Below are 13456 nucleotides of genomic sequence, written 5' to 3'. Positions count from 1 at the left end.
CTCATTCCAACAGCAGAGACAGACCCATGACAGCCCTTCCCTTCCTGCGCCGCATCGCCGCGCTGTCCGCTCTCGCGGCCCTGGCCTTGGGCGCCGCCGCGCCGGTCGCCGCGCAGACCCCCAAGTTCCCGACCCGCACCATCGAGCTGCTGGTGCCCTACCAGCCCGGCGGCGGCACCGACGGCCTGGCACGCGCCTTCGCCGACGCGAGCCGCAAGCACATCGACCAGAGCATCGTGATCGTCAACCGGCCCGGCGCCGGCGGCGCGATCGGCTGGACCGAGGTCATCAACGCCCGGCCCGACGGCTACAAGCTGGCCGTGCTCACGGTCGAGCTGCTCACGCTGCCGCACCTGGGCCTGGCCAAGTTCAACTACGACGACTTCCAGCCCATCGCGCAGCTCAACGCCGACCCGGCCGCGATCACGGTCAAGGCCGACGCACCCTGGAACACGGTGGAGGAATTCCTGGCCGATGCCAAGAAGGCCCCCGAGAGCATCCGCGTGGGCAACTCCGGCAACGGCTCGATCTGGCACCTGGCCGCGGCCGCGCTGGAGGACAAGACCGGCACCAGGTTCAACCACATCCCGTTCCAGGGCGCGGCGCCCGCGGTGCTGGCGCTGCTGGGCGGCCACATCGAGGCCGTGGCCGTGAGCCCGGCCGAGGTCACGACGCATGTGCAGGGCGGCAAGCTCAAGGTGCTGATGGTGATGGCCGACAAGCGCGTCAAGGGCTTCGAGAAGGTGCCGACCGCCAAGGAGCGCGGCATCGACCTGTCGATCGGCACCTGGCGCGGCCTGGGCGCACCCAAGAACACGCCGCCCGAAGTGATGGCGCGGCTGCGCGAGATCGCCGCCAAGACCGCCGCCGAGCCGCTGATGCACGAGGTGATGGACAAGCAGAACCTGGGCTACGTCTACACCGACGGCGCGGTGTTCAAGGAAACGCTGGCCAAGGACAACACCTACTTCAAGGGCCTGATCACCAAGCTCAACCTGAAACCTTGACCGGCTCCACGCACCGCGTGCCGAAGACCTAGAACAACACGGCACCCACCCCCAGGCGCGTCGCGTCTGCGGGCCTTTCTCGACCATCGAACGGAGACAAGACCATGCAACGCCGCACCCTCATCCAGACCGCCATCGCCGGCCTCGCCGCCAGTGCCCTGCCCGCCGCTTTCGCACAGGGCAACTGGCCCACCGGCAAGGCCATCACCTACCTGGTGCCCTTCCCGGCCGGCGGCACGACCGACGTGCTGGGCCGGCTGATCAGCCAGAAGCTGGGCATGGTGCTGGGCACCAGCGTCGTGATCGACAACCGCGGCGGCGCGGGCGGCAGCGTGGGCTCGGAGATCGCCTCGCGCGCGGCCCCCGACGGCTACACCATGCTGGGCGGCACCATCAGCTCGCACGCCATCAACGTGAGCCTGTACCCGAAGATCGGCTACGACCCGGTCAAGTCCTTCGCGCCGGTCACGCTGATCGGCACCAACCCGGTGGTGCTGGTGGTCAATGCCGCCAGCCCCTACAAGACGCTCAAGGACGTGCTCGAGGCGAGCAAGGCCAAGGCCGGCGGCCTGTCCTCGGCCTCGGCCGGCACCGGCACCTCGCAGCACCTGTCGCTGGAACTGCTGGCCTTCAAGTCAGGCGTGAAGTTCACCCATGTGCCCTACAAGGGCAGCGGGCCCGCGATCCAGGACGTGATCGGCGGCCAGGTCGACATGATGTTCGACACCACGGTGGTGGCCGCGCCGCACATCCAGAGCGGCAAGCTGCGCGCCATCGCCGTGACTTCGGCCAAACGGCTCGCGTCGCTGCCCGACGTGCCGACCATCGCCGAGTCGGGCGTTCAGGGCCTGACCGATTTCGAGGTCGTGTCGTGGCAGGCCATCTTCGTGCCGGCCGGCACGCCGGCGCCGATCGTCGACCGGCTGCACAAGGAGATCCGCACCATCCTCGCGCAGCCCGAGATGCAGGAAAAGATGAAGGGCTTCGGCATGGAGCCCGCCGACATGACGACCGCCCAGATCGCGGCCTTCCAGAAGGCCGAGGTCGAGAAGTGGGCGCAGGTGATCAAGGCGGCGGGCGTGAAGGTGGAGTGAGGGGCCGCGCCCACGCCCCAGCGGCTACAGTCGGGTCCCAGCGGGTGCAGGTTCAGCCCGAACAGGACTGAGAAATTCACACCCGATCCAGCGCATTCCTCACCACCGCCCTCCTCCGGGACCGGGCGCTCCCTGGGCGGCATCCCCTGCGCGGTGCGCCGGTAGCGCGGCCACGGCCCGGTCCGACGTCGCAGGCCCGGCATCGCGCCGCCACCCTTCCCGCTCCTGCGCTCCGCGTGCGGGACGCCTCTTCATCCAGGGTGAAAAGTGCCGCCGCGATCTGAGCAGGAAGCCGTCGACGTGAGCGAAGACGCCTACCGCGAGCAGACGCTCAGGCGCCTGCAGGCCACGGCCGTCGAGATGGGCGTGACGGCGGTGCTGGGTTCGGCGCTCGCGCTGCTGGCGCGCTTGCTGATTCCGACGCCGGAGTACATCGGGCTGCGGGTGCTGCTGCTGCCGCTGACCGCGCTCTTCGCCTACCTGATCGTCCGGGCCCCGTCGGTGCGCCTCTACGGTGCCGCCTGCATGGCGACCATCGCCACGGTCAGCCTCAACAGCTACCTGGGCGCGCTGGGCACCGACCAACCGCTGATCTACTTCCTGCCCGCGGCGACCATCGTGGTGCTGGCCACCAGCTTCTTCTGGATCACGCTGGGCCAGTGGATCGGTGGCACGCTGGCCTGCTATGCCTTCTTCCTGCCCTTCGTGCTCGACCCCTCGGCCAGCCGCACCGACACCGTGTTCTGCGTGCTGTTCGCGCTGATGGCCGTGCTGACGAGCTTCGTGAGCCACCTGCGCATGCAGGACTACCAGCGCCGTGCCTTCGACCAGGAATGCCGGCTGGCCAGGCTCTCGGTCACCGACACGCTCACGGGTGCGCTCAGCCGGGCCGAGTTCCTGCTGCAGGCCGGCAAGGCGGCCGGCAGGGCCCGCGCGACCGGCACGCCGCTCACGCTGCTGTACCTGGACATCGACCATTTCAAGCGCCTCAACGACGGCCATGGCCACGCGGCCGGCGATGCCGTGCTGCGCGGCATGTCCGATGTGCTGCAGCGTGCCTTGCGCGACGGCGACGTGTTCGGCCGGCTGGGCGGCGAGGAGTTCTGCGTGCTGCTGCCCGGCCAGCGCGAGGCCGACGCCCGCGCGCTGGCGGACCGCCTGCGCACGCTGCTGGCCGCGGTGCCGCGGCCCGACGGACCGCTGACGGTCTCGGCCGGCGTGGCCGCCATGCAGGGTGGCGAATCCGTGCTGCAGACCCTGCATCGGGCCGACCTGGCCATGCTCCGGGCCAAGCAGGCGGGGCGCGACACGGTCTGCGTGGCGGAGGATGCGGCCTGAGGAAGCTGGGGGCGCAGGTGCCGTCGTCTTCGTGCGCGCGGCCGGCGGCTGCCCGGGCCTGCGGGGCCAGCGCGAGGCCGGCGGCCCTTCAGCGCAGGAACGATGAAGCGTCTCGTCGGCACCTGGCGGGCCCTTCCAGCCGCCTGGACACTTCTCCCTCGAAGTTCGCACTACTAAAGTTCTCTTTCTCCTACAGCCTGCCCGCCCCAAGGTCCTAGATTGGCGCCACGAGGGCAAGCGTGCCACCCTGGCACGACGAGACACTGGACACCGACGTGTCCAGGCCCGATGCATCCAAGCAGACGACATCTCTGCGGGCTGATGAGTGGAGACAGGACTGGAGGTGAAAGATGCTGTCGATCAGTCAAAAAGAGTCGATCCTTCGCAAGGCCGGTGTGCCGATTCCACCCTTCCCCACGCGGCGCCCGCCGCCTCCCCTGCGTTTCGACGAGGACGGCACCCGTTACGTCGACGCCGAACGCAGCGCCGACGACGAACTGCAGCATGCCGTGGCGCACTGGAAGGAAAACATCGAGCGTCTCTACGAGACCCACATCCGGCGTCGGGTGGAGGCCACCATCCAGACGGTCAAGAGCCATGCCATCGGCGATCGCGGCGGCTGAACGGGGGATGCACCATGCGCGATCACCATCGAACACACGAGGCCGCCGGCGCCGCGGGCGCAGCACCCACGAAGGGGATGGTGGCGGACAGCCTCGCGACCGAACAGAAGGCCTCGATCCTGCGCAAGGAGGGCGCCGTGGTGCCGACCGTGCCTGTACCGCGCGCATCGCGACGGCGGTGGTTCGTACAGGGACGCGAACGCGAGGTGAAGCGCGCTCAACGCATGGACGCAGAGCACGAGCAGTCGCTGCGGGAATGGAAACGAGCGGTCGACATGCTCTTCGCGGCGTGGCTGGCTGCGCAGCGTTGAGCGCCGATGGCCTCAGAGACCGTAGTAGTTGTTGATGCGCATGGTGTACGGGTCATCGTAGTCCGGCACGCTGCTGTCGGCATACCGGGGCGCGCCCTCGAGCTTGGCCTTGTCCAGCGGCACCACGTAGCCGCCCTGCGCGGTGTCGTAGTTCAACATGCCCCACGGAATGGGATAGCGATCGGTCCCCATGCCCAGGAAGCCTCCGAACTCGAGCACGGCGTAGCGCACCTGCCCGGACAGCTTGTCGATCATGAGGTCGTCGATGGTGCCGAGCTTGTCGCCCGCCGTGTTGTAGACGGCGCTGCCTTCGACCCGGTCTGAGGAGATCACGTTTGCCGACATGGCCATGACTGTTCTCCTGTCGACGCATCTGGGAGACGCCGACGCTGCTCCAAAGCCCAGGGGCGTGGTGTCCCTCAGCTCGCGTCGATGCCTCATAGGTCTCGCTCGGAGCCCCACGTAGGACTTCTCTGCCACGCGCGGTGCCACGCGCGTTGGGGCCGCGGCGTCGCGCGGGAAGCCTGCGCGATGCGCGATCCGGGCGACGGCGCCGATCAGTGACTTTGGACACTGGTGCCACGACCCCGCCCCACCTATCTTCACCGGCACCGCCCCACGGACCGTTCCGTGACGGCGTGCATGACAAACACCGGAGGTAGAAGATCATGAAGACGAAGTTGTTCCTGGCCGTGCTGGCGACCGCGGCATTGGTGGCGTGTGGTGGCGGCGGCGGTGGCGGCGATGGCGCGCCGATCGTCGTGGCGCCCACGCCCACGCCCGGCGGTGGCGCAGGCCCGGGCCCGGGCACCGATCCCGTGACGAACCCGCAACCCGGCACGGACCCCACGCCGATCAGCGCCGACTACAAGTTCCTGAGCTTCCGGCAGGAGCGCAACTTCGACACCGATTCGGCCGAGAAGCGTTTCGACGACTACATCGCCCTGCTCAACCGCGAAGGCGCGGCCGGCTACCGCTACCTCGAGGGCGAGGCCAGCGGCGACATCCTGACGCTGCGCGACAACTTCATGATGGTCAAGGACAGCGACACCACCTACCGCTACGCGTACAAGCGGCTGACCTACGACATCCTGCAGACCACCGCGCTGCAGGCGCTGCTGGCGCAGGCCAAGGACCAGGGCGCGCGCGGCATGGTGCTGCTCAAGATCCTCGCGCCCATGGCCATCAACGGCAACAACGATCCCGAGTTCGCCGTGCTCTACCGCCAGGACATCGGCAGTTCGGCCACCTACGACCTGACGGCCGAGCCCTATGCCGCCACCTCCGCCGACTACGTGAGCCGCGCCAACGCGCAAGGCGCGAACGGCTACCGGCCCTGGGCCACGCCCGCCATGTTCAACCAGGGCAACTACCAGTTCTTCCTCAAGGACCTGAGCAGCGCCGCGCGCTACGAGGTGAAGGCGGTGGTCAGCCCGCAGAGCGTGGTCGGCGGCACGGTCGACGACCTCAAGGCGCAGATCCGCAACCAGGGCACGCAAGGCTTCCGGCTGCTGAAGAACCGCTTCATGGAGGACAGCAAGGACTTCCTCTTCTACGTGAAGGACACGACGCAGGCGAGCTCCTTCGCCTACGAGTTCCTCGACAACCCCGACCCGGTCTTCGGCCTGCAGGAGGCCAATGCGATCCAGGCCAACGCACAGGCGGCCAACGGCCTGCGCTACTTCGGCATGCCGGACTCGCCGCTGTTCTTCCGGGCCTCGGCCTGCACGGGCCCGCTGTGCCTGTCGCCGGACCGCACCGAGACCAGCAACCAGAACTGATCGCTGTCCGCTGCGTTCAGCCCGCCGATGCGGGCTGAACGCTCGCCTCGGTGCCGGCGGCCCAGGCGCCGATCCTCGCCAGGAAGCGATCGGCCGCCTCGAGTTGACTGGCCGCGATCCATTCGTTGGGCTGGTGCGCCTGCGCGATCGCACCGGGTCCGCAGACCAGCGACGGAATGCCGGCCTGCTCGAAGAAGCCCGCTTCGGTGCCGAACGGGATCTCGGCCGACGGCGACAGCGCACCGAACGACCTGGCCAGGCGCACCGCCGCGTCGTCCTTCGCCCCCACGAGCGCGGGCACCCCGGCGAGCTGGGCCATCTCCACCGCCACGCCGGGCGGCATGGCGGCCAGCAGCCGTTCGGCCTCTGCCCGCGCGGCCGCGGCACCGGCCGCGTCCGTCGGCCGGAACTCCCACAGCACCTCGCAGCAACCGGGCACGATGTTGATCGCCGTGCCGCCGCTGACGCGCCCGATGTTGAAGGTCGTGCGCTCTCCCCGCACGGAGAGCGCGCGCCCGAAGGCCGCCAGCGCCGTGATCCACAGGGCCGCCGGTTCGATCGCGCTGGTGCCGAGGCTCGGATCGCTGGAATGCGCCGGCTGTCCCCTGAACGTGGTCCGGTGGCCGTAGAAGCCGCGATGGGCGCGCCCGATGCACATCCCGGTCGGCTCGCCGATGATGGCCAGGGCCGGCGGCTGCACCTGCGCCCGCAGGTCGGCGATCAGGCGCGGCACGCCGAAGCATCCGACTTCCTCGTCGTAGGAGAAGGCCAGATGGATAGGGCGGCTCAGTTGCAGCCGGCGCCAATGGGGCACCGCGGCCAGGCAGGCGGCGATGAAGCCCTTCATGTCCGCCGACCCACGGCCGTGAAACCGTCCATCGCGCTCGACCAGCGTGAAGGGCGGCGAATCCCAGTGCTGGTCGGCCACCGGGACCACGTCGGTATGGCCCGAGAGGACGATGCCGCCCGCGACGTTCGGTCCCACGGTGGCCAGCAGGTTCGCCTTCGCGCCATCGTCGCTGTGGACCAGCCGCCAGCCGACGCCGTGTTCGTCCAGGTAGGCGCCCACCCAGCCGATGAGCTCCAGGTTCGAACGGTGCGAGGTGGTGTCGAAGCCGACCAGCGTTCGAAGGATCGCGAGCGTGTCCATGGCTTGGCGCCCAGGGTCCGGTCAAGGCGAGGACGGCGCGGCCACGCGCGCCGCGGGCCGCAGCGTGGTGACGAAGAAGCCGAGCAGGATCAGCACGATGCCCGCGACATGGAAGGCGCGCACCGGCTCGCCCAGCGCCACGAAGGCCAGCAGCGCGGTGAACAGCGCGACGAGGTGGAAGGACACGCCGGTCACCGTCGCGCCGAGCGTCGCGACGCAGCGGTTCCAGAGGATGAAGGCGAACAGCGAGGCGAAGATGCCGATGTAGAGGACGGCCCCGAGCGAGGCCGGATCGCGCGGGATGCGTGCCCCGCGCGCGAGCTCGAGGGCCCAGAAGGGCATCAGCACCAGCAGCCCCATGGCCATGGTCGCCAGCAGGAACACCAGCGGGCTGATCGCGGCGGGCTTGCGGCGCAGCAGCACCGAGTAGACCGCGTAGTTGGCCACCGCCAGGATCACCAGCAGCTCGCCGCCGTCGAAGCGCAGCGCCGCCAGGCTGGCCATGTCGCCGCGCGCCACAATCCAGGTCACGCCCACGAAGGAGATGGCGATGCCGGCCACCGTCTTCCAGGTGATGCGCTCGACGCCGAGCAGCAGCGCGGCCAGCGGCACCATGAGCGGCAGCGTCGAATTGAGGAAGGCGACGCTGGCGGCGGGCACGGTCTGCAAGGCCAGGTAGCCGAGCGCGTTGTAGCCGGCGATGCCGAAGGCGCCGCAGGCCGCGATCAGCCGCCAGTGCCTGGCCAGCAGCGCGCGCTCGCGCCAGGCCTGCCGCCAGACGAAAGGCGCGAGCACGGCCAGCGCCACGACCCACCGGCCGACCGCCAGCGAGACCGGCGGAAAGACCGGCCCGAGCGCCCGGCCCAGCACCAGGTTGCCGGCCCAGAAGGCGGGCGGCAGCCACAACAGCCAGAGCGGACGCGCCCACAGGGCGAGCAGTGCGTTGCGCATCACCGCTCCTGCAGCCCGATGCGGACCCTGCGGTTGGAACGCCCCTTGTTCTCGATCTTGAGGATGCGGATCGGGCGCGATGCGCCGGTGGAGTCCAGATGCGTGCCGCCGCAGGCCTGGCGGTCGAGCCCGGCGATCTCGACGATGCGCACCAGGCCCTCGGGCGACGGCGACGGCGTCACCGAGCGGGAGCGCAGCAGCCCCTTCTCGGCGTGGGCGGCGCTCAGGGGCAGGTAGCTCGCCGCCACCACCAGGTCCCGGGCCAGCACGTCGTTGAGTTCGGGCTCCAGCGCCCGCAGCCGGTCGTTGTCGGCATCCGGCAGGTCGAAGTCGATGCGGGCGGTGCCGTCCTCGTTCATCTGCACCCCCGTCACCAGCGCGCCGTCGAAGTCCCTGAACACCAGCGCATTCAGGATGTGGAGATCGGTGTGGAGCTCCCGCATCAGCTGGCGGAACGCGGGGTCGACCGCCGCCTGCACCTCATCCCCGATCTCAAGGCCGCCGGCGACTTCGATCCAGACCCCGCTGCCCTCCTCCGAGAAGCCGGTGACCGGGGCCTCGCCCCCCTGCCAGCGGATGACGCCCCGGTCGGGCAGCTGCCCGCCGCCACCGGGGTAGAAAGGATGCCGGGAAAGCCGCACCGCACCGGGCCGTGCCCCGACGACCGTGGCATCGAGCGTGAGAATTCCGGAATGGTCCTGGCAGAAGAGTCGCGTCATGGGTCACCTTGCTGATGGACCTCAGCATGGCAGGACCGCGCGAAAAGCTATTGGTCGGAATTGAGGGTGGCGCGACGGACCTCAGCGCGCCCGCGCCTCCACATACTGGCGCGGCGTCATGCCGAAGGTGCGCTTGAAGTGCTTGTTCATCGCGCTCTGGTCGCAGAAGCCCGCGGCCAGCGCCGCTTCGACGAAGGACTGGCCCGCCTGCAGCCCGCGCAGCGCGGCCCTGAGGCGCAGCTGCGTCAGGTAGGCGTGCGGCGTCAGGCCCAGCGTGCGCTTGAACGCCACGATCAGCTGGAACGGCGTCAGGCCCGCGGCCGCGCCCATCTGCTCGAGGCTCAGGCTCTGCGCATGGCCGTCGCGCAGCAGTTCCAGCACCGGCGCGAGCGCGGCCTGGTCCCTGGGCGCCTGGGGCATGCGCCGCGCCGCCTGACCGTGCCGTTGCAGCAGGTCGCCGAAAGTGCGCACGAGCAGTTCGCGTTGCAGCAGCGCGTCCTGTGGCGCTTCGTCCAGCAGGTGGTGGAGCGCCGTCAACCGCGCGACGAGGTCCGGGTCGGGCACGGTGTTGGCGGTGAAATAGCCGGGCCGGTCGAGGCCGAGGGCGCCCAGCAGCTCCCGCATGGCCGGTTCGGCCAGGTAGAAGGCGCGGTAGCGCCAGCGCGCGCTGCCGCCCATCCGGCCCGAATGCGGCTCGGACGGGTTGAAGACCAGCAGCGCCCCGGGGTGGGCGATGTCCGTGCGTCCCCGGCTCCTGAACTCCGAGCCGCCCGCTTCCGTCACCGCGACGACGAGGGAGTCGTGCACATGAGGCGCGTAGTCGTGCGTGGTGAAGTCCGCCTGCAGCAGGTCCATGCCCGGCAGGCCGGGCGCATGCCGGTAGCGGGAGGTGTTGCGAGGGTCCAGGCGGGCCAAGGGGCAGGTCCTTTTGAAGCCGCGGCACCACGCGGCGCCGTGCATGGGATGGTAGCGCCCGCGCGCCGGCACCCCGCCGGGATCGCCGCTAGCGCGGCTTGCGCACCCAGCCGAACCAGACGCACACGCCGACCGGGATGCCCAGCGTGAGCCAGGCCAGCATGTCGCCCGCGCCGCCGTCGCTGAACAGCGCGGAGATCAGGCCCACCGTGGTCAGCAGGCCCAGCGCGATCGGCCAGCCCCAGAGTTTCCAGAACGCATGCTTGGGCTTCACGAGCGGATCTCCTTGAGGGCGGCCGCGGCCTGCGGCGGGGCGGCCAGGGCCTCCCTGCTCTTGGGCAGGGGCACGCTGTTGCCGCGCTTGAGCCACAGGTAGAGGCCGCTGCCCAGCACGATGATGGTCGCGATGTCGAGCAGCGCCCAGAGGATCTGCATCGGCATGCCGCCGTAGTCGCCGAAGTGCAGCGGCTGCGACACGAGCAGCGCCGTCAGGTACCAGGGCAGCTTGGGCGCGGCCGTGACCTCGGCGGTCTTGGCGTCGACCAGCACCGGCTGCAGCAGCTTGGAGGTGAAGGGCTCGTTGCCCTTCAGGAACACCGTCGTGTGGTGCGGGCTCGAGAAGGCCGTGCCCGGGAAGGCGATGAAGGACAGCTTGGAGTGCGGCGCGACCGCGTAGGCCGCGTCCAGCGACTTCTGCACCGACGCGCGCTCGCCCACCGCCACCACCGGCTGGTCCTTGTAGGGCGCGAGCAGCGCGCTCAGCTGGTCGTACTGCCAGTACTTGATCACCAGGTCGGCCCAGGTGTTGATCATGCCGGTGCCGCCGACCACGAAGGCCCAGACCAGGGTGACGATGCCCAGCAGGTTGTGCAGGTCCAGCCACTTCAGGCGCGGGCGCTTGTCGTGCCGCACCGTGCCGAACTCGAGCTTGCGCATGAAGGGCGCGTAGAGCACCACGCCCGAGACGATGGCCACCAGCAGCAGCAGGCCCATGAAGCCCAGGAACAGCTTGCCCGGCAGGCCCGCGAACAGGTCGACGTGCAGCTTGAACATCACGTACATGAAGCCCTCGTCGAACTTGGGCTGCGCCAGCACCTCGGCCGTGCGCGCGTCGACCGCCACCGACCTGAAATCGTCGGTGGGCGCGGGCGTGGGCGTGAGCGTGACGAACCACAGGCCGTCGTCGTCTTCCGGCTGCGAGACGAACTGCACCACGCGATCGGGGTGCTTCGACTTGGCGACCTCGAGCACGCGGTCCAGGCTCACGCGCGGCGTGCCGGCCGGCATCTTCGGCGCCTCGATCTCGGTGCCCAGCAGGTGGCCGATCTCGTGGTGGAAGATCAGCGGCAGCCCGGTGAGGCACAGCAGCAGCATGAACACGGTGCAGACCAGGCTGCTCCACTTGTGGACCCAGGCCCAGGTCTTGATTCTTCGGCTGTTCATCGTGGTCTTCTTTTTAAGGGGTTCCGTCGCGGATCAGAAACGGTAGGTGGCGCTGGCCACCACCTCCCGGCCCTTGCCGTACCAGCAGTCGCCGCGCGCCAGGCAGGTGCTGAAGTAGGTCTTGTCGGTGGCGTTGTTGACGTTGAGCGCATAGCGCCACTTCGCGGTGTCGTAGGCCAGCACGAGGTCGAGCAGCGCGACGCTGGGGATGTTCGGGCCGTAGCCGCCGTAGGAGGTGTCGCGGAAACTGCTCAGGTAGCGCACGCCCGCGCCGGCCGAGAAGCCGGTGGCGCCGGCGATCGCGAAGCGGTACTTGGCCCAGACGCTGGCCTGGTGCCTGGGCACGCCTTCGATCTCCTTGTCGAGATCGCTGTAGGTGTAGTTCGCGATCAGGTCGAGGTCGCGGCCGATCGAGCCCTTGGCCTCGAGCTCGACGCCACGGCTTTTGGTTTCGCCCAGCTGGTTGAAGGTGTCCGGCGTGGGCTGGACGATCTGGTTCTTCTCGCGCAGGTCGTAGACCGCGGCGCTGTAGGCCATGGCGCGGCCCTGGGGCTCGTACTTGAGGCCGGCCTCCCACTGCTCGCCCCGCAACGGCTTGAAGACCTGGCCCATGCGCGGCGATTGCGGCGTGAACGACTCGGTGTAGCTCAGGTAGGGCGACCAGCCCGACGGCAGCACATACATCGCGGCAAAGCGCTTGGTGGTGGCGCTGGTCGTCTGGTCCTCGCTGCCGGCCACGCCGGACACGGCCCGGTCGTGGCGCAGCCCGGCCAGGAAGATCCACTGCCTCCACTTGAGCTGGTCCTGCGCGTAGACGCCGCTGTTGCGCTGCGTGGTGCGCGGCAGGTCGGAGCGCACGGGCTCGACGAAGTTGCCGTAGACCGGCGCGTAGGCGTCGATGAAGCTGTAGTTGCTGCCGCTCGCGACATTTTCCCGCTGGCGCGAGAAGTCGGCGCCCAGCAGCAGCGTGTGCTGCACCTCGCCGGTGGCGAAGTGGGCCTCGGCGTGGTTGTCGATCGCGGCGAGTCGGTTGCGGGTCGACGAACTGTCGCCCACGCGGCCCAGCAGGCGCTTGTTGATCGGGTCGGCTCCCCAGCCGCCGGTGAGGGTGAAGAAGTCGCCGTAGTGGTAGCGGCTGTCGTTGTCGTTGCTGGCGAGGCGGAAGTTCTGCCGCACCGTCCAGGTGTCGTTGAAGCGGTGCTCGAACAGCCAGCCGAAGCTCTTGCGCTCGCTGTTGTAGTGGTCGCCGGGCTCGCCGATGAAGCGGCTCGCGGGGATGCGGCCGTTGGGGTTGGGCAGGATGGTGCCTTCCCAGGGCAGGAACTGCGAGCTCGAGCCGCTCTTGTCCTTCTGCCACAGCGCCTGCAGCGTGAGCGAGGTGGCCGCGCTGGGGCGCCAGGTCAGCGAGGGCGCGATCAGGCTGCGGTCGTCGGGCACGTGGTCGACCTGCGTGTCGGCATTCCGGTGCAGCGCGACCAGGCGGTAGGACCAGTCGCCGTCCGCGCTCAGCGCGCCGGTCAGGTCGGCCTGGACCTGCTTGCGGCCCCAGCTGCCGAACTGCACGCCGACCTCGCGCTGGGTCTCGACCTGCGGCCGCTTGCTGACCATGTTGACGATGCCGGCCGCAGTGCCCGAGCCGAACAGCATGCCGGCCGGGCCGCGCAACACCTCGAGCCGCTCCAGCGTGTAGGGCTCGGTGCGCGTGGTGCTGGTGTAGTAGCCGTAGGCCTGGCGCAGGCCGTCGAGGAACACGGTCGGCTCGCTGCCGCGGATGCGCACCGAGTCGGTCCGCGCGTCGAGGCCGTAGGCGTCGGAACGCACGCCGGCGGCGTAGCCCAGCGCGTCCTGCAGGCTGGTCGCGCCCTGGTCGACGATCTGGTCGCGGGTCACGACGGTCACGGCCTGCGGCGTCTCGGCCAGCGGCGTGTCGGTCTTGGTCGCGGTGACGGCGTTCTTCGCCCGGTAGCCGATCACCGCCGAGGTGGCGGTCTCGCGCTCGGTGCTGGCGTCGACGCGCACCTCGGGCAGCGTGGCGCCGGCGCCTTGGGCGGCCGCCTGGAGCGAGAGAAGGCCCAGCGCGAGGGAAAGCGTCGAACGGCGGGCGAAGTGTGGCGTCATGCGAAT

14 protein-coding genes are annotated in these 13456 nt (G+C 69.7%); 6 read left to right on the top strand and 8 right to left on the bottom strand.

Features of this window, described 5'->3' with window-relative positions; translation table 11 throughout:
* Positions 1–26 precede the first annotated feature (26 nt).
* The 5 genes from QTI20_RS15460 to QTI20_RS15440 all read left to right on the top strand — a co-directional run bounded on the left by QTI20_RS15460 (position 27) and on the right by QTI20_RS15440 (position 4373).
* Positions 27–1007, top strand: coding sequence for a tripartite tricarboxylate transporter substrate binding protein (locus tag QTI20_RS15460; protein ID WP_286552151.1), 981 nt, complete (start codon positions 27–29; stop codon positions 1005–1007).
* 104 nt (positions 1008–1111) lie between these two features.
* Positions 1112–2101 (top strand): Bug family tripartite tricarboxylate transporter substrate binding protein, encoded by a 990-nt coding sequence (locus QTI20_RS15455; protein ID WP_286552150.1) that lies wholly within the window; start codon positions 1112–1114, stop codon positions 2099–2101.
* Between the two features lie 300 nt (positions 2102–2401).
* Positions 2402–3439: a GGDEF domain-containing protein gene (locus tag QTI20_RS15450; RefSeq protein WP_286552148.1), complete on the top strand. Its 1038-nt coding sequence runs from the start codon at positions 2402–2404 to the stop codon at positions 3437–3439.
* A gap of 350 nt (positions 3440–3789) precedes the next feature.
* The gene (locus tag QTI20_RS15445) at positions 3790–4062 is read left to right on the top strand and encodes a hypothetical protein (protein WP_286552145.1); all 273 of its coding nucleotides are present in this window, start codon (positions 3790–3792) and stop codon (positions 4060–4062) included.
* 14 nt (positions 4063–4076) lie between these two features.
* Positions 4077–4373 carry a hypothetical protein gene (locus QTI20_RS15440; RefSeq protein ID WP_286552144.1) on the top strand — a complete coding sequence of 99 codons (297 nt, stop codon included), beginning with the start codon at positions 4077–4079 and terminating at the stop codon, positions 4371–4373.
* A 12-nt stretch (positions 4374–4385) separates the two neighbouring features.
* Here QTI20_RS15440 and QTI20_RS15435 read toward each other — a convergent pair whose 3' ends face one another.
* Positions 4386–4724: a PRC-barrel domain-containing protein gene (locus QTI20_RS15435; RefSeq protein WP_286552143.1), complete on the bottom strand. Its 339-nt coding sequence runs from the start codon at positions 4722–4724 to the stop codon at positions 4386–4388.
* Positions 4725–5041: 317 nt separating this feature from the next.
* On the opposite strand from QTI20_RS15435, the gene QTI20_RS15430 reads away from it, so the two are divergent.
* Positions 5042–6154: a hypothetical protein gene (locus QTI20_RS15430; protein ID WP_286552142.1), complete on the top strand. Its 1113-nt coding sequence runs from the start codon at positions 5042–5044 to the stop codon at positions 6152–6154.
* Positions 6155–6170: 16 nt separating this feature from the next.
* On the opposite strand, the gene argE is transcribed toward QTI20_RS15430, so the two are convergent.
* The 7 genes from argE to QTI20_RS15395 form a co-directional block, all read right to left on the bottom strand.
* On the bottom strand, positions 6171–7304 hold the full coding sequence (argE, locus tag QTI20_RS15425) for an acetylornithine deacetylase (protein WP_286552141.1): 1134 nt from the start codon (positions 7302–7304) through the stop codon (positions 6171–6173).
* A gap of 21 nt (positions 7305–7325) precedes the next feature.
* On the bottom strand, positions 7326–8255 hold the full coding sequence (locus QTI20_RS15420; protein WP_503011404.1) for a DMT family transporter: 930 nt from the start codon (positions 8253–8255) through the stop codon (positions 7326–7328).
* A complete protein-coding gene (locus QTI20_RS15415) occupies positions 8255–8974 on the bottom strand; it encodes an alanyl-tRNA editing protein (protein ID WP_286552138.1) in 720 nt (239 codons plus the stop codon). The genes QTI20_RS15420 and QTI20_RS15415 overlap by 1 nt, the downstream gene beginning before the upstream one ends.
* Before the next feature lie 81 nt (positions 8975–9055).
* A complete protein-coding gene (locus QTI20_RS15410; protein ID WP_286552137.1) occupies positions 9056–9889 on the bottom strand; it encodes an AraC family transcriptional regulator in 834 nt (277 codons plus the stop codon).
* 88 nt (positions 9890–9977) lie between these two features.
* Entirely contained in the window at positions 9978–10163 is a 186-nt protein-coding gene (locus tag QTI20_RS15405) for a hypothetical protein (protein ID WP_183024022.1), read from the bottom strand.
* Entirely contained in the window at positions 10160–11332 is a 1173-nt protein-coding gene (locus QTI20_RS15400; protein ID WP_286552134.1) for a PepSY-associated TM helix domain-containing protein, read from the bottom strand. The genes QTI20_RS15405 and QTI20_RS15400 overlap by 4 nt, the downstream gene beginning before the upstream one ends.
* Before the next feature lie 33 nt (positions 11333–11365).
* Positions 11366–13450 carry a TonB-dependent siderophore receptor gene (locus tag QTI20_RS15395; RefSeq protein ID WP_286552132.1) on the bottom strand — a complete coding sequence of 695 codons (2085 nt, stop codon included), beginning with the start codon at positions 13448–13450 and terminating at the stop codon, positions 11366–11368.
* Positions 13451–13456 lie beyond the last annotated feature (6 nt).

Origin of the sequence: Variovorax sp. J2P1-31 (genome assembly GCF_030317215.1) — a bacterium.
In the GTDB taxonomy this organism is placed as follows: domain Bacteria; phylum Pseudomonadota; class Gammaproteobacteria; order Burkholderiales; family Burkholderiaceae_C; genus Variovorax.
The sequence above is the reverse complement of the archived record's forward strand: the minus strand, read 5'-3'. Positions and strand labels throughout refer to the sequence as shown.